The following is a 22,781-nucleotide window of genomic DNA, read 5'->3' as shown; positions in this document are numbered from 1 at the left end:
CGGGTTTGCGGGACACTGTCCCGCAGGGCGAGCATGGCTGATGGCCGCATCGCCGGTCCTGCTATGGGTTCCCCTTTCGAAATGCTAGAAGGCCGTCGCATGACCCTCGCAAAACCGGCATTTCCCGCGCCCGATCACGATCACGGCCGCTGTACCGCGGATGCGCTGGCGCATGCCGAGGCCGTTTGCGGAGAGCGCGCGCAGAAATTCACGCCGATACGCCGCCATGTATTGGGGGCGCTGCTCTCGAGTCACCGGCCGCTCGGCGCCTATGAGGTGATCGACGAGCTGGCGAAATCGATGCCGCGGCCGGCGCCGATCACGGTCTATCGTGCTCTCGATTTCCTGATGGCCAACGGCCTCGTGCACCGCATCGAAAGCCGCAACGCCTATCTCGCCTGCGCCGCTCACGACCACGACGCGACCTCGGCGGTGACGTTCCTGATCTGCGAGCGCTGTGGCTTGGTCGGCGAGATTCCGTCGGCATCCTTCGCCAAGGACCTCAACGCCGCCGCGCGCAGCTCAGGCTTCGCTCCCAAATTGTCCGTGGTGGAAATCACGGGCGTCTGCGCGCATTGTCAGAAAGCTGCTTAGAGCAACAACGGCGCAAAGCCGGTTTTTCAGGAAGAAATGTCCTCACCTCAAGCCATACCGTCCGCCGGTCGTCCCCTCAGTGCCGGCGCCATCGCCCTGATGCTCATGCTGTGCCTGACCTGGGGATTCAACCAGATCGCGGTGAAACTGGTGCTGCCGGACATCCCGCCGATGCTTCAGGCCACGTTCCGTTCGATGGGCGCGCTGCCGGTGCTGTTCATCATCGGCAGCTTGCGCGGCGTTAAATTCTTCGAACGCGACGGCACCTGGAAGCCCGGCGTGATCGCGGGACTGATGTTCGGCATCGAGTTCGTGCTGATCTTCCAGGGCCTGCGCTTCACACCGGCATCGCGGGCAGTCGTGTTCCTCTACACCGCGCCGTTCTTCGTCGCGCTCGGCTCCTACCAGGTGCTCGACGAGCGGCTTGGGGGGACGCAATGGCTGGGGCTCGCCATCAGCTTTGCCGGTGTCGCACTCGCGATCGGGGTGCCGCAGCCCAACGTCGATTCGCATGTCCTGCTCGGCGACCTCATGATCGTCGGCGGCGCCGCGCTGTGGGCGGCGACCACGCTGGTTGCCAAGGGCACCCGGCTGCGCTTCGCGGCGCCCGAGAAGGCGCTGGGCTACCAGGTCGCGACGTCGATCCCGATCCTGGGGCTGGCCGCCTGGCTGTTCGGGGAGACCATCCCGCACACCCCGTCGCCGCTGTCGCTGGGCCTGATGGCCTTCCAGGCGATCTGGGTCGTGGGAACCACGTTCACGCTTTGGTTCGCGCTGGTGAAGACCTATTCGGCCAGCAAATTGTCGGCTTTTACCTTCATCACCCCTTTGTTTGGCGTGGTGGGTAGTTATTTCATCATGCACGACACGCTGAACCTGACATTCGGGGCGGCCGCCGTCCTTGTCATTGCTGGGCTTTTTCTGGTTAACCGTCCCAGTCAATCCGCTGCGGCGCCGCGCGATGCATTGCTGAACGTCACCAAAACCTGATATTTGGACGCCATGAACAAGCTCGAAAACACCATCGATTCCGACGTTGCGGGCCCTGCGCCCCGGCATAAGACCACCCAGGTCAAGGTCGGCGACGTCGCCGTCGGCGGCGGCGCGCCGATCGTCGTGCAGTCGATGACCAACACCGACACCGCCGATATCGACGGCACCATCGCCCAGGTCGCAGCGCTCGCCCGCGCCGGCTCCGAAATGGTCCGCATCACCGTGGACCGTGAGGAGGCCGCCGCCGCCGTCCCGCACATCCGCGACGGCCTGCTCAAGCGCGGCATCACCACGCCGCTGATCGGCGACTTCCACTATATCGGCCACAAGCTGCTCGCGGCCTATCCGGCCTGCGCCGAGGCGCTCGCCAAATATCGCATCAATCCCGGCAATGTCGGCTTCAAGGACAAGCGCGACACCCAGTTCGCCGACATCATCGAGATCGCCAACAAGAACAACAAGCCGGTACGCATCGGCGCCAATTGGGGCTCGCTCGACCAGGAGCTGCTGACCAAGCTGATGGACGAGAACGCCGCGTCCGCCGATCCGCGCGATGTGCGCGCGGTGACGCGCGAAGCCATGGTGCAGTCCGCGCTGCTCTCGGCCGCGCGCGCCGAAGAGCTCGGCATGCCGAAGAATCGCATCATCCTCTCGGCCAAAGTCTCGGCCGTGCAGGATCTGATCGCGGTCTACCAGGATCTCGCCAGCCGTTCCGACTACGCGATCCACCTCGGCCTGACCGAGGCCGGCATGGGCACCAAGGGCATCGTGGCGTCCTCGGCCGCGCTCGGCATCCTGTTGCAGCAGGGCATCGGCGACACCATCCGTATCTCGCTGACGCCGGAGCCCGGCGGCGACCGCACCCGTGAGGTGCAGGTCGGCCAGGAGCTCTTGCAGACCATGGGCTTCCGCACCTTCGTGCCGCTGGTTGCGGCATGCCCCGGCTGCGGCCGCACCACCTCGACCACGTTCCAGGAGCTGGCCAGCTCGATCCAGGGTTTCATCCGCGACGAGATGCCGACCTGGAAGACGAAATATCCCGGCGTGGAAGAGCTCAACGTCGCGGTGATGGGCTGCATCGTCAACGGCCCCGGCGAATCCAAGCACGCCAATATCGGCATCTCGCTGCCGGGCACGGGCGAGGCGCCGGCTGCCCCGGTGTTCGTCGACGGCAAGAAATTCCGCACCCTGCGCGGCCCGACCATCTCCGCCGACTTCAAGGCGCTCGTGATCGACTATATCGAGCAGCGCTACGGCCAGGGCGCCAAGGTGCCGGTGACCGCGGCGGAGTAGGCCTTTTGCGGCGTGTAGCCCGGATGGAGCGCAGCGAAATCCGGGTTCTCGCAAGCTGACGAACTCAACCCGGATTGCGCTTCGCTCCATCCGGGCTACGATGTCCCCAATCAAGAGCGATCGGGAGGCACGCCATGAGCTCACTCGCCGGCAAGCAGGGCCCGCGCTATCGCCACGCGACGGACGACGGCGCGCCTTACGAGACGCTTCGGGTCGAAAAGCTCACGCCCGTCATCGGCGCGGAAATCTCCGGCGTCGAGATCGGCAAGCTCGTTTCCGACGATGCGCGCTCCAACCGGCAGATGGATGAGATCCATCGCGCGCTCGCCGAAAACCTCGTCATCTTCTTCCGCGACCAGCACATCACGCCACAACAGCACCTCGCCTTCGGGCGCAAGTTCGGCGAGCTGCATTTTCATCCCGCCGCTCCGCACGAGGACGAAGACCCGGCGCTGATGAAGATCTACGCGGACGCGAACTCGCCGCGCGCCAACGGCGAGGGCTGGCATTCCGACGTGTCCTGTGATCTCGAGCCGCCGATGGGCTCGATCCTCTACATCAAGCAGTGCCCGCCGCGCGGCGGTGACACGCTGTTCGCCAACATGTACGCCGCCTACGAGGCGCTGTCGGATCGCATGAAGGCCTATCTCGACGGGCTGACCGCGCTGCACGACGGCGAGCCGATCTATCGCGGGCTCTACGCCAATTACGGCGTCGCCGACCGACCGTCCTATCCGAGTGCCGAGCATCCCGTGGTGCGCACGCATCCGGTCACGGGCAAGAAGGCGCTCTACGTCAACCGCGGCTTCACCCGGCACATCAACGGCATCCCGCGCGACGAGAGCGACGCGATGCTGGCCTATCTCTATCAACACGCCGAGAACCCGCTGTTTCAGTGCCGTTTCCGCTGGACCGAGAATGCCATCGCGTTCTGGGACAACCGCTGCACCCAGCACCGCGCGATGTGGGATTACTGGCCGCATACGCGCTCCGGCACGCGCGTGACGGTGAAGGGGGAGCGGCCGGTTTAACCCGCCTGCGCATCGCGTTCCGCGTTGACGTCTTCCCGCGTCCGCGCCAATCTTGCCGAAAACAAAGACCGTCGGGAGGATTTTCCATGCTCCGCGCCGAGGACAACAAATTCCTGACCGAGTCGGGCCCCGGAACCGGCATGGGCGAATTGTTGCGCCGGTTCTGGATTCCTGTCCTGCTGTCCGAAGAACTCCCCGAACCCGACGGCGAGCCGAAGAAGATCATCGTTCTCGGCGAGGAGCTGCTCGCCTTCCGCGACTCGCGCGGCGTCGTCGGATTAATCGACCAATACTGCCCGCATCGCGGCGCCAATCTCTGGCTTGGGCGCAATGAGGAATGCGGCATCCGCTGCGTCTATCACGGCTGGAAGTTCGACACCGACGGAAGGTGCGTGGACATGCCGACGTCCTATCCCGACCTCAACGCCAAGGATCTCATCCGCATCAAATCCTATCCCGTGCGCGAATGGGGTGAGATGATCTGGGCCTATATGGGCCCGGCTGACGCGATGCCCGAGCTGCCCGATCTCGAAATGGCGCTGCTGCCGGCCTCGCACCGCTACGTCAGCAAGAAATGGCAGGACTGCAACTGGGTGCAGGCGCTAGAAGGCTCGATCGACACCGCGCATTTCACCTTCGCCCATCTCTCCTTCGATAAGGAGGAGAACGAGATTCTGGACATCAAGAAGCATTTCGTGAATCCGATCGCGCGGATGTCGAGCGATCACATGCTCTGGATCGCCGAAGACCCCCGGCCTGTGATCAAGATCCAGGCGCACCCGGCGGGCCTCACCATCGCCGGTGGGCGGCTCACCGGCGGCGACAACATCTACTGGCGCATCGCGCAGTTCCTGATGCCGTTCCACGCCTATGCCCCGAGCGCGATGCCGGGCGAGAACATCTTTGGCCAGACCTTCGTGCCCGTCACCGACACCAATTGCTGGATCTACACCTATGCCTGGAATCCGGAGCGGCCGCTGACGCAAGCCGAGCGTGACGCCTTTGACCGCGGCAATGGCGTGATCGCGGAGGTCGGCGACGATTACGTGCCGCTGCGCCACAACGGCAATGACTATCTGATTGATCGCAAGCTGCAGAAAACCAGGAGCTACACCGGCATCAAGGGTGTATCCGAACAGGACGCGGCCGTACAGGATAGCCAGGGTCCCATCGCCGATCGCACCCGCGAGCATCTCGGTCCGACCGATCTCGGTATCATGCATTTCCGGAAAGTCGTGATGGAACTGGCGCGAGCGCTTCAGCAGGGCGAGCCGCCGCCGCAGGTCGCGCATCAGGATCGCTACGCCGTGCGCTCGGGCGCCTGCGTCACCAGCAAGGCCAAGGACCTTTCCGCGGTGATGCTGGAGCGTTTCGGCGACGTCACAGGCTTTGTCGGCCGGCCGCGAACAGCGGCAGCGGAGTAGCACTTGGGGCAGCCGCGCAGCATCCTTGCAAGTCTCGTCTCCACGCTCGTCGCGTCGATCTTGCTATGGTCGCTGGCGCCTGCAGGTGAGGGCCATGCTGCGATCGCGCGGAAAATCGCGAAACCCAAGCCGCCGCACGCGCCGGTCAAGTGTGAGATGTCGAAATTCCGGATCGTCGTGGATGTCGGGCACACCCCGGACTCCTACGGCGCGTTGAGCGCACGCAACGACACCGAGTTCGGCTTCAACTTCCGGCTTGCAAGTCTGATCACGGCGAAGCTCAAGGCCGAAGGCTTTGCCGCGACCCGGCTGCTCGTCACGGACGGCAAGGCCCGGCCGAGCCTGCTCAAACGCGTCAGCACCGCGAATGGTGCCCGGGCCGATCTCTTCCTGTCGATCCATCACGATTCGGTGCCGGACAAGCTGATCGAGACCTGGGAGTTCGACGGCGCGAACAGCTATTTCAGTGATCGATTTTCGGGCCATTCGCTATTCGTGTCGCAGCGGAATCCGCATTACGCCACGAGCTTGATGCTGGCCCGCATGATCGGCCGGCAGCTGAAGGCTCAGGACCTGCATTATGCCGGCCAATACACCCTGCCGGTGATGGGCCGCTACCGGCGCCAATTGCTCGACAAGGATGTCGGCGTCTACCGCTATGACGGGCTCGTCGTGCTCTCGCAAACCCGTAGCGCCGCAGTGCTGCTCGAAGCGGGCTCCATCATCAACCGCGACGAGGAAATGGCGATGAACTCGCCGGAGCGTCAGGAGATCATTGCCGGCGCCGTGGCGGTGGCGATGAGGGAATTTTGCGAGAGGCGGTAGCTTGCGCCGCCAGCAATGACGGGAATCTACAGCGGCCCTCCCCGGTACTCCCGGTTTGCCAAACTCGCCTCCTCCAGGTCCAGATCCCGCTCGATCCTCCGGCGCGTCTCGTCGGTGATCTGGCCGTCGCGCAGCAGGTCATGGATGAATTTGCGCTCGGCGGCGATCAGGTCGCGGGTCAGCGCGGTACCTGCGGCGGAGACGTCGTGGCGGGTGGGATCGAGCGAATCGGGCAGCTGGTTGACCCGGATCTCGTGGCGGGCGCGCAAGAGCCGCATCACCTCGTCCGACACGTCCTTCTCCTCGGTCAGCGCGTCGAGCGACGTCAGGGCGGCATCGAGGGCCTGGCGCCGTGCCGCGATCTCGGACTCGTGCTCGGCGGCATGCTCGCTGCGGCCGGCGTCCGCGACACCGAGCCAGCGCACCACCGGGGGCAGCGTGAGGCCGACGCCGATTAGCGTGATGAAGATGACACCGAAGGCAACGAACAGGATCAGGTCGCGAAACGGAAAGGCCTCGCCGCCCGGCAGCGTGAACGGCAGCGCCAGTGCCGCCGCCAGCGACACCGCGCCGCGCACGCCGGTGAACGCCAGCACGAACGGCCATTGCCACGGTGGTGACGGATCGCGCGCACGCAGCGACTTGCTGAGCATGCGTGGCAGATAGGTCGCGGGATAAAGCCAGGCGAAGCGCGCGATCACGACGACCGCCAGCACCACGGCGGTCGCGATCATGATGTCGTCGAGCGGGAACGCCTTCGACTTCTCGTAGAGCGCGCGCATCTGGAACCCCGTGAGCAGGAACAGCAAGCCCTCGATCAGATAGATCACGAGGTCCCAGAAGAAGATTCCCTGCAGGCGCGTCGATGCCGAGATCAGCAGCGGGCCGTTCCAGCTCACATAGAGGCCACAGGCAACGGTGGCGATCACGCCGGAGCCTCCGAGATGTTCGGGCAGCCAATAGGACACGTAGGGCGTGATCAGCGACAGCGTCAGCTCGACCTGCGGATCCCCCGACCATTTGCGGAAACGCAGGGAGAGCCAGCCGACACCGATGCCGAAGGCGATCTCCCCGGCGACGATGAGCAGGAACTCGCCGCCTGCCAGAGGCAGCGAGAAATGCCCGACCATGATTGCGGCGAGCGCGAACCGATAGAGGATCAGCGCGGTGGCGTCATTCGCGAGCCCTTCGCCTTCGAGGATGACCGTGAGCCTGCGCGGCAAATGCAACCGGCGCGCGATCGCGAGCGGCGCCACCACGTCGGGCGGCGCGACGATGGCGCCGAGCAGGAAGCCGATCGTCCAGGGCAGGCCGATCAAATAGTGGGTGGCGGTTGCGACCAGTGCTGTGGTGAAGATCACCGCGCCGACCGCGAGCATCACAATGGGGCGAAGATTCTTTTTGAACTCGCGCCAGCTCATCGCGACGCTCGCCGAGTAGATCAGCGGCGGCAGCACCATCAGCAGCACCAGTTCCGGCGGCAGTTCGACCGGTGGCATGCCGGGCACGAAGGCGAGGCCGACGCCGGAGAGCATCAGCAGAATGGCAGGCGCGATGTTGAAGCGGCGGGCGACAAGCGCGGTGCCCGCCAGCACGGCGAGCAGGATGAGAAAGGTCTGAAATTTCGCTTCCATGATGATCTGTCTTCACCCGGAAGCGGTCGCAACGTCAATGCGTGCGGCTTACGCCAGCCGCTCGGCCACCATGCGGCCGATGCGTGCGAACACGGTTTCGATCTGCGCCGCACTCGGCGTACCGCCCTGGGTGTAGGCCGCGATCAGGATCGGGGCATCGGGTTTCGTATCGGGCTTGGGCCAGGCCACCGCGATATCGCCGGAGGCGTCCTTGCCGTTGTTGCCTGTCTTGTCGCCGATCTTCCAGCTTGCGGGGAGCCCGCCACGCAGCCGGTTCGCGCCGGTCTTGCAACCCACCAGCCAGTCCGTGAGCTGCGCACGCGAGGTCGCCGACAGCGCCTCGCCCGTCACAAGCCGGCGCAGATTGCCTGCCATCGCCGCCGGCGTCGTGGTGTCGCGGGGATCGCCGGGCGGTGAGCGGTTGAGCTCGGGCTCGTTGTGGTCGAGCCGTGAGGTGGTGTCGCCGAGCGACCGCCAGAACGCGGTGAGTGCGGCGGGACCGCCGATCCGCGCCAGCAGCAAATTGGCGCAGGTGTTGTCGCTGAGCTCGACGATCGCCTTGCACATCTCGGTGACCGACATTGCGCCGGCGGCAATGTTTTGCTTGGCGACCGGTGCGTACTCCAGCAGGTCGGCCTTGCCGTACGGGATCATGGCCGCAAGCTGATCCTCGCCACGATCGACCCGCGCCAGTACGCAGGCCGCGAGCGAAGCCTTGAATGTCGAGCACATGACGAACCGTTCGTCGGCGCGCCATGCGAGCTTCGCGCCGGTCGCGAGGTTCTCGGCATAGACCCCGATCCGGCCGCCGCTCTCGCGCTCATAGGCTTCGAGTTCAAGTAGCGCGTCCGCGGCGAGCGCGGGAGAGGCGGCAATCCAGCACAGCGAGGCAAGCAGCGAACGGCGGTCGAGAAGCATGGGGAACCTTTTGAGCGAGGCGGGCGGGGTGGAGATGCGGCATGCACTCCATCCGCATCATCATTGCGAGCGCAGCGAAGCAATCCAGTCTGCCTCCGCGGAAAGACTCTGGATTGCTTCGCTGCGCTCGCAACGACGGAGGATGTGGGACGAGTGCGCCCGATTTCGGGCAGCGGAAGATTAGGCCCCCCTCACTCCCGCAGATCATACCGATAAGACTTCGATACGATCTGCCAGCCGTCGGCGAGCTTCATCGCCACCAGATAGTCCGTGAAAAAACGCGGCGGCAGTTGGCATCGGACCTTGATGAAGGCGGTCTTGTCGTCGGAACGGTCGATCGTGACGATGAAATCCTCGCGCGGCTTGCCTTCGGCCTTGCCGGAGGGACGCTTGCGCACGCGGTCGAGCCAGTCCGGCACGGTCAGCACCTGCAGCTCACCCTTCTCGACCCAGCGCAAATCGGCGGAGGGATGGAAGATAGCGCCGAGCTTTTCGGCATCGCCCTCGTAAAGTCCGTCGAAATAGGATTGCACGACGGCTTCGACACTCGAACGGTTCTGGCTCATGGGTCATCCCTTTGAATGATGGCTCGGGGCGAACTTAGTCGTACACGTCAAAATGCGCTATGGGAGTGCGTACCATTTGCGCGAGGACACTGTGATGACCGGATCAGAGAATTCGAACGCTCGTATCCTGGTCGGTGAATGCTATTGCCGCGCCGTGCGCTACGAGGTGGCGGACGCGTTCTCTTATGCGATGAACTGCCACTGCTCGGATTGCCGCCGCACCACCGGCGCCGCCTTCAAGCCGTTCGCCGGTATCGAGCAGGGCAAGCTCCGCATCGTCAGCGGCGAGAACCAGCGCACCATCTACGGCGACGACACCACCCATGACGCCCACTGCGCCCGCTGCGGCTCGCTGCTTTATTCCCGGGTGCGCGAGGGAAAATGGGTCCATGTCGCCATGGGAACCCTGGTCGATGCCCCCTCGATCCGACCGAGCGCCCACATTTTCGTGGGCTCGAAGGCGCCTTGGCACGAGATTACGGATAATCTGCCGCAATATCGGGGCCACGTGGGAGATGCCTGAGGGAACCTACTGTGCACTCGTTTCTCGGCGAACCGCGGCCGGACTGGCGCGACAAACAAAAGGGGCCTTTCGGCCTGCCGCTGGCACCACCTTCGTGACCTCCGTCACAAGCGTCCGCGACGGACCCTGCTAAAGCCGTCCCAAAGGGGCTCGAACGGCCCTGAACTCGGAAGTCGTGTCATGCGCAAATTGCTCAGACTTTGCCCCCTTCTCCTCGCCGTCGCGCTGCTATTCGGCACCGGGCCCGCTTTCGCCGGAAAGCGCGTCGCGCTGGTGATCGCCAACTCCGCCTACCAGCATGCGCCGTCGCTGACGAACCCCGTCAATGACGGTTCGGTGATGGCCCGGACGCTGAAGGAGGCCGGGTTCGACATCGTCGATTCCCGGCACGACCTGACGGCGCAGGAAACCCGACGCGTGCTGCGCGAATTTGCCGACGGGACCCGCGATGCCGATATCGCCGTGGTCTATTATGCCGGCCACGGCATCGAGGTTGAAGGCTCGAACTATCTGATCCCTGTCGACGCCAAGCTGGAGCGTGACACCGACGTCTTTGACGAGGCGCTCTCCCTCGACCGCGTCCTGGTTGCGGTCGAACCGGCCAAGCAGCTTCGCCTGGTGATCCTGGATGCCTGCCGTGACAATCCGTTCGGCAAGACCATGAAGCGCACGGTCGCGTCGCGCGGCATCGGCCGCGGCCTCGCCCAGGTCGAGCCGACCAGCCCCAACACGCTGATCGCCTATTCGGCCAAGGCCGGCTTCACGGCGCAGGATGGCGACGGTGCGAACAGCCCCTTCACCGTGGCGCTGTCCAAGCATCTGACGACGCCGGGCCTCGACGTCCGCCGCGCCTTCGGCTTCGTGCGCGACGACGTGCTCAAGTCCACAGGTAACAAGCAGGAGCCGTTCGTCTATGGCTCGCTCGGCGGCGAGGACGTGCCGCTGGTGCCGGTCAAGGTGACCGCTGCGGCTGCCGCTGCGTCCGCGCCGAACCCGCAAGCCGACATCCGCCGCGATTACGAGCTCGCGCTCCAGGTCGGCAACAGGCCGGCATGGGAGGCGTTCCTCGCCCAGCATTCCGACGGCTTCTATGCGAGCCTTGCCAAGCTTCAGCTCGAAAAAATCGGCGCCGAGCAGGCTCATGCGGCGGCCACCGAGAAGGCGAAGCAGGCCGAGGCCCAGCGCGATCGTCTTGCCGCACTTGGCGCGCAGAAGGATACGCAGGCCAAGGCAGTCGCCGATGCGAAGGCCGCCGAGCAGGTACAGCTTGCGGCGCAAAAGGCCAAGGAGCAGGCGCAGCAGCAGGCGGCCGCCGCCGAGCAGCAGCGCGTCAATCTCGCCGCCGCGGCGCCGAGTGCGGCGCCAGCCACCACGGCGAGCCCCGCCGGCACAAACGTCGCGTCGCTGACGCCGGCCACCGCGCCGGCCGATCTCAGCCGCTCGGTGCAGACCGAACTCGGCCGCGTCGGCTGCTTCTCCGGCGCCGCCGACGGCAACTGGACCGCGTCCGCGCAGCGCTCGTTGTCGCAGTTCAACCGTTATGCCGGCACCAAGCTCGACGTGAAGGTGGCGAGCACCGATGCGCTCGACACGGTCAAGTCGAAGCAGTCGCGCGTCTGTCCGCTGGTTTGCGAGCACGGCTTCAAGACCGACGGCGACAAATGCACCAAGATCGTCTGCCGTGATGGTTATGCGGTCAACGACGACAACGAGTGCGAGAAGCAGCGTGCCGCCAAGCCTGCGACCGCCAAGCCTGCGACCGCAAAGCGTGACGATGGCGACGAGCGTCCCGCGCGGCAGCGTCGTCAAGCCGGCGGTGAGGCTGCCGGAGCGGCCGGCGGCTTTGGTGGCGCTGCGGGCATCGCTGCTGCCGCTGGCGCCAGCCGCCGCTCGAGCGGCGGACAGCTATTCTGCAATAGCGCCGGCTGCCGTCCGGTCAACCGCGGCTGCCATCTCGAATATCGCGGCGGCGGCGGCCCCGGCAACGATGCCAATGCCGAGGTGTGTAATTAACTCACAATGTCGTCCTGGCGAAAGCCAGGACCCATTACCCCAGGGAGAAGTTGCGGCGCCGAGGAGCCAACCACCAGTCTTCGCAAAACCACGGCCGGTGGCAATGGGTCCTGGCTTTCGCCAGGACGACGACTACGTCGAGATCGCGCTCGCCGCGATGTTGACCGTCAGCGCCAGCAAGGCCGTATTGTAGATGAATGAGACGATGCCGTGCGCGGTCGCGGTGCGGCGGATGGTCTTGTCGGAGATGCCGACGTCGGAGACCTGCGCGGTCATGCCGATCACGAACGAGAAATAGACGAAGTCCCAATAATCCGCGTGGTCTTCCTTGTCGCCGCTGGGAAACTGAAGGCCGCCCGGCGTGGCGTGCCGGTAATAATCATGCGCGTAATGCAGGGCGAAGATCGTGTGCACGGCGGCCCACGACAACACGATGGTGGTGATTGCGATGCTCAGCTCCAGGACGCCGCGATGCGGCGTTCCAAGCTCGGAGACGATCGCGGCGATGCTGGCGAAGGCGCCGATCGCCGTCACCAGCAGGATCACGAAGCGGCCATCGTCCTGCATCGCTGCGGCGCGGCGGATGTGCTGGTGGTCGTTGCATAGCATCATCGCGTAGACCAGCACCAGATAAACGGCGATCAACGCATCCCAGCCGAACAGAAGCCGCGTGACCAGCCGGTGCGAACCCGGGATGAGCAGGCAGACGAGAATACCAACAGCAAGCGACATGAACGTCCGCGGACGCGCATAAATCAGCCGCATCGGCCGCGACATCTTGCGAAAGCGGGCGAGGGCGGGGTCTTCCTTGCTGCCGCCCGCCATCGCGCTATCAGCTCTTCCGTTCGGCCACGAACCGCGCAGCCGCTTGCAGCACGGCGGCCCGTTCGCCGAAGATCGACACGGCGCTGTCGGCGCGCGCGAGCAGGTCGCGCACGCGCTGCTTGGCGCCTTCGATGCCGAGCTGGGTGACGAAGGTGGTCTTGCCGAGCGCTGCATCAGCGCCGGCAGGCTTGCCGAGCGCGGCGGCATCGCCTTCGACGTCGAGCAGGTCGTCGGCGATCTGGAAGGCTTCGCCGAGCGCGCGGCCGTAATCGTCGAGCGCCTGATATTCCTTTTGTGAGGCCTGGCCGAGGATCGCGCCGGCGATGCAGCCGTAGCGCAGCAGCGCGCCGGTCTTCATCTGCTGAATGCGGGCGACGTCGATCGGCTCGTTGCCGCCAAAGCGGCCTTCGCCGGCGAGGTCGAGAATCTGGCCGCCGACCATGCCGCCGATGCCGGCGCAGCGCGCCAGTGCGCGCGTCAGCAGGAGCCGCACATTGGCGTCGCGATGGATCTCGTCGCGGGTGATGATGTCGAAGGCGAGCGTCAACAGGCCGTCGCCCGCGAGGATCGCGGTCGCGTCGTCGGTCTTCTTGTGCAGGGTCGGGCGGCCGCGGCGCAGGTCCGAATTGTCCATCGCCGGCAGATCGTCGTGGATCAGCGAATAGCAGTGGATGCATTCGAGCGCCGCACCGGCGAGCAGTGCGGCTTCGCGCGACACGCCGAACACGGCCGCGCTTTCGACCACCAGGAACGGCCGCAAGCGCTTGCCGCCATTGAGGCTCGAATAGCGCATTGCGTCCATCAGTCGCTTGGGACGGGCGATCTCATCGTGCAGGATGTCGTCCGACAGCAGGCGCCCGAGCAGGGCCTCGGTGTCATCAGCGGTCTTGTCCAGACGTTTGGCGAAATCGGACGGGGACGTGCCGGTCATCAAGAAGGGCTCCAGAACTAAAATTCGGCGGGACAATCCTTTATGCGCCCGCCTCAGTCAATCGTTTGGAAGGCCTAAAAAGTGCTGGAAAAGGCCCGAATTATCACAGACTTAATGCCGGGCCCGTGGCCGCGTTTCGTTCTGCGCCGGAAAGGTTGATTTGCGCGTCGTCAAAACCCTTCTCCTGGTGCTCGCGGTCGCGGCTCTCGCGCCCTATGTCATCGCGCCGTTCTACCGTGCCGGCCATCCCGTTTCGGCGCTGATGGTCTGGCGCTCGCTTCGGGGTGCGCCGATGCAGCGGGAATGGATCGATCTGGCGGCGATGTCGCCCTCGCTGCCACGCTCGGTGGTGGCAGCCGAGGACGCCCATTTCTGCAAGCATCACGGCATCGACTGGGGTGCGCTGCGTGAGGCGATCGACGATGCGAAGGAGGACGGCACCCCGTTCCGGGGCGCTTCCACCATCACCCAGCAGGTGGCGAAAAACTTGTTCCTCTGGCAGGGGCGGGACTTCGTCCGCAAGGCGCTGGAATTCCCGTTGGCGCTGTGGATCGATCTCGTCCTGCCGAAGGCACGGATCCTGGAGATTTACCTCAACATCGCCGAACTGGGACCACAGGGCCAGTTTGGGGCCGAGGCGGCCAGCGCCTATGCTTTCGGCAAGTCGGCGGCGAACCTCTCCCCCCGGGATGCGGCGCTTCTGGCCTCGATCCTGCCGAATCCGGTCAAACGCAGTGCCAGGACGCCGGGACCGGGTGTCCGGCGGCTGGCCGGGACCTATGTGGCGAGGGCGCAGGCCAGCTCGCTTTCGACCTGCTGGCGGGAGAATCGCTGATTTCGGGTCCTTTTCGGGCGCATTTTCCGGCCCCAGAGCCCTAGATTTAAGGCAGGCCTTCCTCTATAAGCCCGGCCTTGACCGGCATTCAGCTCGCCTCGGTTTGCGGGTGCTGAGCCGTCCCTCCGCGGACGATGCCCTGATGACACCAATCCCTAGAGGATACTGAAATGGCCGTTCCGAGAAGAAAAACCTCGCCGTCGCGCCGTGGCATGCGCCGCTCGGCTGACGCCATCAAGAAGCCGACCTATGTGGAAGACAAGGATTCCGGCGAGCTCCGTCGTCCGCACCATCTCGACCTCAAGACCGGCATGTACAAGGGCCGTCAGGTCCTGAAGAAGAAAGAGTCCTGAGTTCGGGACCTTTCTTTGGGCAGGACGATCGGGCCTGCCTGATTTCGGCCAACCCATGAGATATGACAGTGACGGCGGCGGGGCGAATGCTTCGCCGCCGCATTGTCCTGTCTGGATATCTTGATCGAGAAGGCATTTCGCCGATGGTCGGTTTCCCGCTGCTCCTGATCCCGCTCGCGGTCTACAACATCATCGCTTTCCTGATGCCGAGCGTGTCCTTTACGGACGTGCTGTTCAAGGTGCCGATGATCACGGGCGAGGCCTGGCCGGTCGCGCTCGCCGACGTGATGCTCGCGCTAGGTGTCGTGCTGCTGCTGCTCGAAGTGGTCAAAGGCGCGCGGCCCGGCTCGAAATTCCTGATGGATCATTTGCTGTCGCTGATCGTGTTCGGCGCGGCTGCGGCCGAATTCGTGATGTGGCCGAAATTCGGCAACTCCACCTATTTCCTTCTGGTGCTGCTCGCGATGGCCGATTTCCTCGGCGGCATCGCCCAGCGTACCCGCCGCCGCGTGGCTTATGTCGCCGAGACCGCACCAGCGCCGCGCAAGGCCAGGCGCCAGGCCGAGACGCCGGCAGATGAAGGGACGTTCGAGCCCAAGTTCGAGCCAGTGCCCGCTCCGCAACCAGCTCCGGCGGAGCCGCCCGCGCCTACGGCACAATCGGTCGCCGAATCCGTGCTGATGGATCACCCGGCGCCGAAGCCTGTGAGTACGCCTTCGCCGGAAATTCCCTCGCCGCATTTGCAGCCGGGCAACGGCACCCAGCCGTCTCCCGACGCGCCGCGCTGATTCAAGCCACCTGCCGCGTGCGCGCGGTGACGCTCGGAAGCGGGCGCTTGCTGCCATAGGCGACCTGCGCATCCTCGGAAGACACGCGGCGGAGTCGGCTCGCCTGGGGCAGATGCTCGGCATTGGCGATGAGCTGGGCGACGAAGCTGGGATCGGGGCGCGGCAGCGGTGCCTTGTGGACCCACTGCAGAATCGGCATCAGCGGCACCAGAGCCGAGCCCGTGCTGTTGTCCGAGGCGTTCGATCGATCGGTACTCAACATCGCAATCACCGTTGACCCGGCGAAGATCGTCTCGTTTCGAGACGCTGGCGCCGGTGCGTGTCATGTACTCGCAAGGCCTATGCCGGGCGGGCCGGTTTGGTTCCTGCGCGTGAGGAAACGTGGTTTCCAAATTGTTTATCAACTTTGCCTAGGGTCAATGGCGAATCTGGCTTTATCCTGTGCCGACTCAGGACTCCCCGCTGTCCCGAAACGAGGCGATTTTGACCCCCGCATTGCCGCAAGCCTCCGACATCCTGGCTGCCCTCGGCCAGGCCGTGTTCGCCTGGGACATCGCCAGCGATGCCATCGTCTGGGGTGAGCAGGTCGGCGCCATCTTTCCCGGGATTCCCGCCGAACGGCTGGCCACCGGCGCCGAATTCGCCCGGCTGATCGAGCCCGCGCAATCGCTGCGGACCGCCGCGCTGGCGCAGACCTCAGCCGTGCATGGCGCCGACGGCACGCCCTACCGGGTCGAGTACGGCGTACGCATGAGCGCCGCCGATCCCGTGGTCTGGATCGAGGAGACCGGCCGCTGGTTCGCCGGCCCCGACGGCCGCCCGGTGCGTGCGATCGGCTCCGTCCGCATCAACAATGAACGCCATGCCCGCGACGAGGAACTGACCAAGCTGGCCCGGCTCGATCCGCTGACCGGCGAGCTCAATCGCTCGCATCTGATCGCCGCGCTGGCCGAGGCTATCGAGGAGGCGACCCGTTTCCGCTCGACCGCGGCCTTCATGCTGGTCGGCATCGATCATCTCGCGCGTGTGAACGAGGCCTTCGGCTTCGACGTTGCCGACGCCGTGATCCTCGACGTCGCCACGCGCATTCGCGCGCGCTTGCGCGGTGGCGACGTGCTCGGCCGCTTCTCCGGCAACAAGTTCGGCCTGATCCTGAAGAATTGCACCGTCGACGACATGAACGTCGCCGCCGAGCGCTTCCTCGCCGGCATCCGCGACGAGGTGGTGCCGACCAAATCCGGGCCGGTGTCGGTCACCGCCTCGATCGGTGCGGTCAGCGTGCCGCGCTATGCCCGCAACACCGATGAAGCCGTCAATCGCGCCCACGAGACCCTGGACACGGCGAAACAACGCCGCGTTGGCTCGTTCGCAACCTGGCGCCCGGATGCCGCGCGCGACGCCCAGCGCCGCGTCAACATCCGCGTCACCGACGAGATTGTCACCGCACTGAATGAGCGCCGCATCAAGCTCGCTTATGAGCCGGTGGTCGCTGCCCTCTCGCGCGAGTGCGCCTTTCACGAATGCCTGGTGCGAATGGACCAGGGCGACGGCCAGGTGCTGCTTGCGCCCGACATCGTGCCGGTCGCGGAACGGCTCGGCCTGATCCGCCTGGTCGATCACCGCGTGCTCGAGCTCGTGGTCGCCGAGCTCGCGGCCGCGCCCGACATCTGCCTCAGCCTCAACATCTCCCCGGACACCACCATGGATCCGGATTGGTGGGCCGGAATCGAATCGCTCATGCGTGCCCATCCCGGCGTCGCCGAGCGGCTGATCGTCGAGATCACCGAAACCGTCGCGATCCAGGACATCGACGACGTGCGCGGCTTCGTCACCCGGCTGAAGAATTTCGGCAGTCGCATCGCCATCGATGATTTCGGCGCCGGCTACACCTCGTTCCGCAATCTGCGCAAGCTCGGCGTCGACATCGTGAAGATCGACGGCGCGTTCGTGCAGAACATCACTCGTTCGGCCGACGACCGCGCCTTCGTGCAGACCCTGATCGACCTCGCCCGCCGCCTCGACATCAAGACGGTGGCCGAATGGGTGCAGGACGAAGAAGCTGCGAACATGCTGCGCGACTGGGGCTGCGACTACATCCAGGGCCGCCTGATCGGGCTCGCCTCAGCCGATCGCCCCTGGGGCGCGCCGCCGGACAGCGTGCTGCCCGCGGCAGGATAGGAGTCTGAGCCGGATCCCTACGCCACGCGCCGAACGGTGTTCAGGCGCTCGATGACTCGCACGACCTCCGCGGCCGGTGAGGGCTTGCCGAAATAATATCCCTGAACGGCGGTGCAGCCGCATTCGCGGACGAAGTCGAGTTGCTCAATCGTCTCGACACCCTCCGCCGTGGTCTCGACGTTGAGCACCGAGCCGAGGCTGGCGATGGTGCGGACGATCGCCATACTCTCGGGGCTTTCACTGAGCGTGCCGACGAAGGAGCGGTCGATCTTGATGCGATCGAACGGAAACTTGCGCAAATAGCTCAGCGAAGAATAGCCGATGCCGAAATCGTCCAGGCTGACGCGCACGCCCAACGCGCGCAGCTGGTGCAGGATCTCGATCGTCGCCTCGCTGTCGTCGAGCAGCGCCGTCTCGGTGACCTCGAGCTCGAGCCGATGCGGCGGCAGGCCGGCCTCCGCAAGCGCGCTCGTGACCATTGCCACCAGCCCGCGCGAGCGGAACTGAACCGGCGACAGGTTCACCGCGACGGTGAGATCGGGCCAGGTCGCTGCGGTCGCGCAGGCCGTGCGCAGCACCCATTCGCCGATCGGAACGATCAGCCCGTTCTCTTCCGCGATCGGAATGAATTCGGCCGGCGAGACGAGGCCGCGCGAAGGATGTTTCCAGCGCAGCAGCGCCTCGAAGCCGGTAAGTTCGGTGGTGTCGAGCCGCACCTGCGGCTGGAATGCGAGGTGGAATTCACGGGCCTCCAGCGCGCCGCGCAGATCGTGCTCGAGCGCGTGCCGGCTGCGAGCCTCTTTCTCCATTTCGGGCTCGAACAGCTGATAGGCGCCGCGCCCCTTGGCCTTGGCCTGGTACAGCGCGAGGTCGGCGCATTTCATCAGCTCGTCGGCGTCGAGCCCATGATCGGGCGCGATTGCGATGCCGACCGAGACGCCGACATGCATCGACTGGTGCTCCAGCGGCGGCGGGTGACCGATGATCTCCACCAGGCGGCGTGCGAGCCTTTCCGCCGATTGCGGCTGCGGTCCGCGCTGGAGAACCGCGAACTCGTCGCCACCGAGCCGCGCGACGGTGTCGTGCTCGCCGACATTCTCCTGCAGCTGCGCCGCGACCCACCGCAACAGCCGGTCGCCGGCCGCGTGGCCGAGGCGGTCGTTGACGGTCTTGAAATTGTCGAGGTCGAAGCACAGCACGGCCATCGCGCCGCCGGCGATCGCGACCTGGTTCAGCCCCTCGCCCATCTTCTCGCGGAACAGCGTGCGATTGGGCAGGTCGGTGAGCGAATCGTGCCGCGCCATGTGCGCCACGCGGGCCTGGGCCTTGTGGCGTTCGGTGACGTCCTCATAGGTGACGACCCAGCCGCCATGCTCCATTCGCTTGTGATTGAGCTTGATGATGCGGCCGTCGCCCAAATAGCGGTGCAGCGTGTGCTCGCCCTCGCGCAGCCTCTCGACATAGTCGGCATAGAGCCGCGCGGCGGTGGTCTTTGGATGGATGCCGAGCTCGCAGCTGTGCTCCATGATCTCGCGCATGGACACACCCGGCTTCACCAATTCGGGCGACAGTCCGTACATTTCGATGTAGCGCCGATTGCAGACAATGACGCGCAAGTTCGAATCGAGCATGCACAGGCCCTGGCTCATGTTGTTCAGGGCCGCGTCGAAGCGTCGATACTGTTCGCTCAACTCCTCGACTGCGTGCTCGCGTTCGGTGATGTCCTCGTAGGTGGACACAAAACCACCTTCGGCCAGGGCGCAATAGCGCACCGAGATCGTAGTGTCGTTCGACATCCGCCGGCGTATCGGCGAGGAGTTGCGGTCTGCAATCCTTGCGCTGGCGGCTTCCAGGAGTTGTTGCGGACTATACTCGGACGAGAACGCGCCGTTTGCCATCGAGCGTTCGATCAGTTCGCCGAGATGCGTGCCTGGCTTGGCTTCCTCCGGCGACAGCCGATAGATCTTTCGGTAGGTGGTGTTGCAGACGCGCAGGCGCATGTCGCTGTCGTAGAAGGCGAGTCCGTGCGCCATGTTCTCCAGCGCCGCATCGAGCATGAAGTTCTGCTGCCTCAGCATCTCCTCGTATTGCAGCCGCTCGGTGACGTCTTCGTGCACCGTCACCCAGCCGCCGTCGGGCAGAAAACGGGAAACCACCTGCACCATCCGTCCGTCATAGCGCATCACCAGCAGGGTTTTCGTCGTCCTGGTGCGCACGTCCTCCAGCCTGGTGTCGTGGAATTCGTCGGCCGACATCCCCGGCAGGTTGCCGCGCGAAAGCCAATGATCGATGGTCGCGCCGTGCGTGACGCCCGGCTTCACGATGTCCGCGTCGAGATTGTAGAGCTTCAGGAAACGTTCGTTGCAGACGACGACACGGCTGTCGGCGTCGTACATGATCAGCCCGTGCGACATGTTGGCGAGCGCGTGCTGGCTGCGCTCAGTCTGCACGCGCAGCTCCGCCTCGACCCGGGCGAGGCGGCTGACGTCGTCGCATATCGTCATCCAGCCGCCGCCGGGAAACGGCTTCAGCTCGAGCGCCATGACGAGGCCGCTTGCAAGCGTCTGTTCAGTCCGGAACGGCTGGCCGGTTGCGATCCGCGCCATGCGCGCGGCATAAAGTGTGTCGACTTCGTCTGCGGGGATATTGCCAAGGGCCACGCTGTGGGCGAGCACGTCGCGGTAGGTCGTGCCGACCCGCACGATGTCGGCCGACATGTTGAACAGCGCAAGGTAGCGCTGATTGACCAGCACGATCCGGTTGCCGGCATCGTAGACGCAGACGCCTTGCTCCATGTGGTCGAGCGCAAGCTGGCTCAGCCCGACCAGGGCCTTCGGGCCTTGCTCGCGGCGTGCATCAAGCTCGTTGTCGCGCATCGACGTCATGGGGCGGCGGGGTCTCGGCGGGCAATAGACCTAACGCAAGGTAATTCGGTCGCCGAGGCTAGCGAAGAGGCGGGAAAATTCCCTTAAGCGCCGTAGTTTACGGAGGGTGACCAGCATCGCAGTGATGCGTGCGAATGTGGAGGGGCGTGCAGGCACGCGTCGCGCCGGTCGACCTGCGCAATTGCGCGTTAGGCCCTAATGACATCGAATGTCTGGCCCAAACGGCGCCTACGGCCCGTACAGCACGAGTTCCGTATCCGTGAGGTCGGCGAGCTGCGGCCGGTGTGGGCCTTTGAAATATTTGCGGCCGCGACGCTCGGTATAGATGCCGACGAGGCCGGGAACCGGGCCGTTGGAATCGACGGCGACCGCGATCTTGCCGAGCCGCAGCAGCAGCCGGCCGATGCGGCCCGCGCATTCGGTGTATTCGGCCGCGTTGCGGCAGTAGATCAGCTTCATCGCGGGTGGCGCAATGATGCCACGGCGGATGCGCACCGGTTGCAGGATGAAGGGGAACGCTCCTTTCGGCGTGCGGCAGACGAGGCTGAGGCAATTGTAGCGCGCATGCCGCGTCAAGAGATCGGTCTCGGCATCGGAAAGCCCGTCGATCGTCTTGGCGTGCTGCGAGATGACCTCGATCTTGCTCCAGCGTGGGACGCGCGCCAGCGCAGGGACGGAAAAGAATATGCCGCGGCAATAGGCGCGAAAGCCCTGCGTCTCGATGATCGGCCAGGTCCAGGGCGCCGGGCTGATGTTGAGATAGGTGACGTCCTTGTGACGTTGCGCGATCTTGGTCAGGAGCGGGGCGTAATTGCGGTAGGCCGGGTCGACGTACCAGCTCGACAAATTGCACTGGATGGCGGTCTCGTCGCCGTCCCTTCGCGCCGTATAGATCAGCAACAGCACGCCGACCGGCGTACCATCATTGTCGAGCATGTAGCCGAAGCGCGGGTAGCCGTCCGGTACGGGTCGGAAGGCTTGCCGGCGCAGGCCCTGGATCCAGTAGCTGCGCGAGCGGCCGACGAAGCCGCGCGTCAGCAAGTCCGCGACCGCATCGACGTCGGGCTCGGTGATCTCGCGGCATCGGACCTTGGTATGGATCACGCTCGTCTTTCCCGTGGAAATGACCGGCCTCGTTCCGCTAGCGCCAGCCTTCGCCGTGGGCATCGGCCGCGATCTGCGGCTGCAGGCCCATGATCTCCCGCACCTTGGCGGGCCATGCGGAAGGGTCGGTGCCGTGGGTGTGGAACATGGCGACGGCCAGACGGTCCATGCCGAAGGCGACGCAGCCGGTGTGGGCCGGCTCGCCATGGGCGTCCTTGATGTCCCAGGTCGTGCCGAAATGCTCGCGGTGATAATTGAAGCTCATGCAGGCGGTCGGCTGCTCTTCCGAGCGCAGCGGGATCAGCAGTTCGAACTTGAGCTGCTGCTGCTTCTGGCTCACCGCCTTCATCTGACCGACGCGGCCGAAGAACGGATCGCTCGCATAATCGACGCGGAAGGTGAGACCGAGATCGGTCGCAATCGCCTGCGCCCGCACCATCCAGCGCTCGCGGAAATCGGCGACGTCATCGGGGCTGCCGATGCAGACATATTCCCGCATCCGGAACGATTGCAGCCGGTCGAGATGTTTTGACGGTTCACGGCGGAAGCAGTCGGCGGCGACGTCGAAGCGCAGCCCACCCTTCGGCAACTGGCCGCGGCTCGCCACGATCGGATAGACGGGATAGCAGGCCGCCGGCGACAGCACGAGGTCTGCCGGCGAGAGCGAGCTGGTCCAGTCGCCGCCGGCATCGAAGCGGCTGACCGCGGCGTTGATCTCGCGCTCGGTGCCGTGCAGGCCGCAGACGCAACCGAGCAGGTTCGGAAAGCTCTTGAGGTAGCCGGATCTTTCCAGCTGAGACCGGCTCATCACCGGCGGGAAGCGCATCACCTCAGTGCCGGCCTCGCGATGGCTCGTGATCAGCGCGGCGAGCTTTTCGACGATGCCTTCATAAAGCGCGGTCCGGGCATAGACGCCGTCAGAGCCCATGGGGTGGAACAGCTTCTCGGCGAGATGGTCCAGCGGATCCGCGATCTGCGGCGCGGTCTCAGGCGAGTTGGGGAGAACAGCAATGTTCATGTTCGGCTTTCTGCTATCTGAAATTATTCTTATTGAACGAAGGCACGTCG

At 65.1% G+C, this 22,781-nt stretch carries 21 protein-coding genes; 12 read left to right on the top strand and 9 right to left on the bottom strand.

Going from position 1 to position 22,781, the window contains the following annotated elements:
• The first annotated feature begins 99 nt into the window (after positions 1-99).
• The 6 genes from FXB41_RS03780 (at position 100) to FXB41_RS03755 (ending at position 6,160) form a co-directional block, all read left to right on the top strand.
• On the top strand, positions 100-594 hold the full coding sequence (locus FXB41_RS03780; RefSeq protein WP_007598132.1) for a Fur family transcriptional regulator: 495 nt from the start codon (positions 100-102) through the stop codon (positions 592-594).
• Between the two features lie 36 nt (positions 595-630).
• Positions 631-1,584, top strand: coding sequence for a DMT family transporter (locus FXB41_RS03775; RefSeq protein ID WP_219679767.1), 954 nt, complete (start codon positions 631-633; stop codon positions 1,582-1,584).
• 12 nt (positions 1,585-1,596) lie between these two features.
• Positions 1,597-2,880 (top strand): flavodoxin-dependent (E)-4-hydroxy-3-methylbut-2-enyl-diphosphate synthase, encoded by a 1,284-nt coding sequence (ispG, locus tag FXB41_RS03770; protein WP_007598128.1) that lies wholly within the window; start codon positions 1,597-1,599, stop codon positions 2,878-2,880.
• Positions 2,881-3,014: 134 nt separating this feature from the next.
• Positions 3,015-3,911, top strand: a complete 897-nt coding sequence (locus tag FXB41_RS03765; RefSeq protein WP_219679764.1) for a TauD/TfdA dioxygenase family protein — start codon at positions 3,015-3,017, stop codon at positions 3,909-3,911.
• 86 nt (positions 3,912-3,997) lie between these two features.
• Positions 3,998-5,335, top strand: a complete 1,338-nt coding sequence (locus FXB41_RS03760) for a Rieske 2Fe-2S domain-containing protein (RefSeq protein WP_219679761.1) — start codon at positions 3,998-4,000, stop codon at positions 5,333-5,335.
• A 3-nt stretch (positions 5,336-5,338) separates the two neighbouring features.
• Positions 5,339-6,160: an N-acetylmuramoyl-L-alanine amidase gene (locus FXB41_RS03755; protein WP_219679757.1), complete on the top strand. Its 822-nt coding sequence runs from the start codon at positions 5,339-5,341 to the stop codon at positions 6,158-6,160.
• A gap of 26 nt (positions 6,161-6,186) precedes the next feature.
• Here FXB41_RS03755 and FXB41_RS03750 read toward each other — a convergent pair whose 3' ends face one another.
• The 3 genes from FXB41_RS03750 to FXB41_RS03740 all read right to left on the bottom strand — a co-directional run bounded on the left by FXB41_RS03750 (position 6,187) and on the right by FXB41_RS03740 (position 9,278).
• Positions 6,187-7,794: a Na+/H+ antiporter gene (locus FXB41_RS03750; protein ID WP_219679753.1), complete on the bottom strand. Its 1,608-nt coding sequence runs from the start codon at positions 7,792-7,794 to the stop codon at positions 6,187-6,189.
• A gap of 48 nt (positions 7,795-7,842) precedes the next feature.
• Positions 7,843-8,712, bottom strand: coding sequence for a class A beta-lactamase (gene bla / locus FXB41_RS03745; RefSeq protein WP_219679750.1), 870 nt, complete (start codon positions 8,710-8,712; stop codon positions 7,843-7,845).
• Positions 8,713-8,903: 191 nt separating this feature from the next.
• Positions 8,904-9,278 carry a nuclear transport factor 2 family protein gene (locus tag FXB41_RS03740; RefSeq protein ID WP_007598116.1) on the bottom strand — a complete coding sequence of 125 codons (375 nt, stop codon included), beginning with the start codon at positions 9,276-9,278 and terminating at the stop codon, positions 8,904-8,906.
• A gap of 94 nt (positions 9,279-9,372) precedes the next feature.
• Here FXB41_RS03740 and FXB41_RS03735 point away from each other — a divergent pair, with 94 nt between their 5' ends.
• Complete coding sequence (locus tag FXB41_RS03735) at positions 9,373-9,801, top strand: GFA family protein (protein WP_007598114.1); 429 nt, start codon at positions 9,373-9,375, stop codon at positions 9,799-9,801.
• Positions 9,802-9,981: 180 nt separating this feature from the next.
• Complete coding sequence (locus FXB41_RS03730) at positions 9,982-11,814, top strand: caspase family protein (RefSeq protein ID WP_219679749.1); 1,833 nt, start codon at positions 9,982-9,984, stop codon at positions 11,812-11,814.
• A 132-nt stretch (positions 11,815-11,946) separates the two neighbouring features.
• On the opposite strand, the gene FXB41_RS03725 is transcribed toward FXB41_RS03730, so the two are convergent.
• Positions 11,947-12,639: a DUF1345 domain-containing protein gene (locus FXB41_RS03725; protein WP_007598111.1), complete on the bottom strand. Its 693-nt coding sequence runs from the start codon at positions 12,637-12,639 to the stop codon at positions 11,947-11,949.
• A gap of 7 nt (positions 12,640-12,646) precedes the next feature.
• Complete coding sequence (locus tag FXB41_RS03720; RefSeq protein ID WP_219679747.1) at positions 12,647-13,570, bottom strand: polyprenyl synthetase family protein; 924 nt, start codon at positions 13,568-13,570, stop codon at positions 12,647-12,649.
• Between the two features lie 160 nt (positions 13,571-13,730).
• Here FXB41_RS03720 and mtgA point away from each other — a divergent pair, with 160 nt between their 5' ends.
• The 3 genes from mtgA (at position 13,731) to FXB41_RS03705 (ending at position 15,546) form a co-directional block, all read left to right on the top strand.
• Positions 13,731-14,405, top strand: coding sequence for a monofunctional biosynthetic peptidoglycan transglycosylase (gene mtgA, locus FXB41_RS03715; RefSeq protein ID WP_219679745.1), 675 nt, complete (start codon positions 13,731-13,733; stop codon positions 14,403-14,405).
• A gap of 170 nt (positions 14,406-14,575) precedes the next feature.
• Positions 14,576-14,758 (top strand): 50S ribosomal protein L32, encoded by a 183-nt coding sequence (gene rpmF, locus FXB41_RS03710; RefSeq protein WP_007598106.1) that lies wholly within the window; start codon positions 14,576-14,578, stop codon positions 14,756-14,758.
• 143 nt (positions 14,759-14,901) lie between these two features.
• Positions 14,902-15,546 carry a hypothetical protein gene (locus FXB41_RS03705; RefSeq protein WP_219679744.1) on the top strand — a complete coding sequence of 215 codons (645 nt, stop codon included), beginning with the start codon at positions 14,902-14,904 and terminating at the stop codon, positions 15,544-15,546.
• 1 nt (position 15,547) lies between these two features.
• On the opposite strand, the gene FXB41_RS03700 is transcribed toward FXB41_RS03705, so the two are convergent.
• Positions 15,548-15,808, bottom strand: a complete 261-nt coding sequence (locus tag FXB41_RS03700; RefSeq protein WP_219679742.1) for a hypothetical protein — start codon at positions 15,806-15,808, stop codon at positions 15,548-15,550.
• Between the two features lie 221 nt (positions 15,809-16,029).
• Here FXB41_RS03700 and FXB41_RS03695 point away from each other — a divergent pair, with 221 nt between their 5' ends.
• Entirely contained in the window at positions 16,030-17,724 is a 1,695-nt protein-coding gene (locus FXB41_RS03695; RefSeq protein ID WP_219679739.1) for a bifunctional diguanylate cyclase/phosphodiesterase, read from the top strand.
• Positions 17,725-17,741: 17 nt separating this feature from the next.
• On the opposite strand, the gene FXB41_RS03690 is transcribed toward FXB41_RS03695, so the two are convergent.
• From FXB41_RS03690 to FXB41_RS03680, 3 genes are all read right to left on the bottom strand, one after another.
• Entirely contained in the window at positions 17,742-20,609 is a 2,868-nt protein-coding gene (locus FXB41_RS03690) for a PAS-domain containing protein (RefSeq protein ID WP_219679736.1), read from the bottom strand.
• Positions 20,610-20,837: 228 nt separating this feature from the next.
• A complete protein-coding gene (locus tag FXB41_RS03685; protein WP_219679733.1) occupies positions 20,838-21,713 on the bottom strand; it encodes an acyl-CoA acyltransferase in 876 nt (291 codons plus the stop codon).
• A 37-nt stretch (positions 21,714-21,750) separates the two neighbouring features.
• On the bottom strand, positions 21,751-22,731 hold the full coding sequence (locus FXB41_RS03680; RefSeq protein ID WP_219679731.1) for an amino acid--[acyl-carrier-protein] ligase: 981 nt from the start codon (positions 22,729-22,731) through the stop codon (positions 21,751-21,753).
• Positions 22,732-22,781 lie beyond the last annotated feature (50 nt).

It is taken from the genome of Bradyrhizobium canariense, from assembly GCF_019402665.1.
Taxonomy (GTDB): domain Bacteria; phylum Pseudomonadota; class Alphaproteobacteria; order Rhizobiales; family Xanthobacteraceae; genus Bradyrhizobium; species Bradyrhizobium canariense.
Note: the sequence above shows the minus strand (reverse complement) of the source record. Positions and strands in the feature narration are given on the sequence as shown.

Bases quoted from the DNA above. Each gene is read 5' to 3' on its own strand.
- rpmF (WP_007598106.1), top strand. From the start codon at position 14,576: ATGGCCGTTCCGAGAAGAAAAACCTCGCCGTCGCGCCGTGGCATGCGC.
- FXB41_RS03760 (WP_219679761.1), top strand. From the start codon at position 3,998: ATGCTCCGCGCCGAGGACAACAAATTCCTGACCGAGTCGGGCCCCGGA.
- FXB41_RS03690 (WP_219679736.1), bottom strand. From the start codon at position 20,609: ATGACGTCGATGCGCGACAACGAGCTTGATGCACGCCGCGAGCAAGGC.
- FXB41_RS03680 (WP_219679731.1), bottom strand. From the start codon at position 22,731: ATGAACATTGCTGTTCTCCCCAACTCGCCTGAGACCGCGCCGCAGATC.
- ispG (WP_007598128.1), top strand. From the start codon at position 1,597: ATGAACAAGCTCGAAAACACCATCGATTCCGACGTTGCGGGCCCTGCG.
- FXB41_RS03730 (WP_219679749.1), top strand. From the start codon at position 9,982: ATGCGCAAATTGCTCAGACTTTGCCCCCTTCTCCTCGCCGTCGCGCTG.
- FXB41_RS03765 (WP_219679764.1), top strand. From the start codon at position 3,015: ATGAGCTCACTCGCCGGCAAGCAGGGCCCGCGCTATCGCCACGCGACG.
- FXB41_RS03775 (WP_219679767.1), top strand. From the start codon at position 631: ATGTCCTCACCTCAAGCCATACCGTCCGCCGGTCGTCCCCTCAGTGCC.
- FXB41_RS03780 (WP_007598132.1), top strand. From the start codon at position 100: ATGACCCTCGCAAAACCGGCATTTCCCGCGCCCGATCACGATCACGGC.
- FXB41_RS03705 (WP_219679744.1), top strand. From the start codon at position 14,902: ATGGTCGGTTTCCCGCTGCTCCTGATCCCGCTCGCGGTCTACAACATC.
- FXB41_RS03750 (WP_219679753.1), bottom strand. From the start codon at position 7,794: ATGGAAGCGAAATTTCAGACCTTTCTCATCCTGCTCGCCGTGCTGGCG.
- FXB41_RS03720 (WP_219679747.1), bottom strand. From the start codon at position 13,570: ATGACCGGCACGTCCCCGTCCGATTTCGCCAAACGTCTGGACAAGACC.
- FXB41_RS03735 (WP_007598114.1), top strand. From the start codon at position 9,373: ATGACCGGATCAGAGAATTCGAACGCTCGTATCCTGGTCGGTGAATGC.
- FXB41_RS03740 (WP_007598116.1), bottom strand. From the start codon at position 9,278: ATGAGCCAGAACCGTTCGAGTGTCGAAGCCGTCGTGCAATCCTATTTC.
- FXB41_RS03700 (WP_219679742.1), bottom strand. From the start codon at position 15,808: ATGTTGAGTACCGATCGATCGAACGCCTCGGACAACAGCACGGGCTCG.
- FXB41_RS03725 (WP_007598111.1), bottom strand. From the start codon at position 12,639: ATGGCGGGCGGCAGCAAGGAAGACCCCGCCCTCGCCCGCTTTCGCAAG.
- bla (WP_219679750.1), bottom strand. From the start codon at position 8,712: ATGCTTCTCGACCGCCGTTCGCTGCTTGCCTCGCTGTGCTGGATTGCC.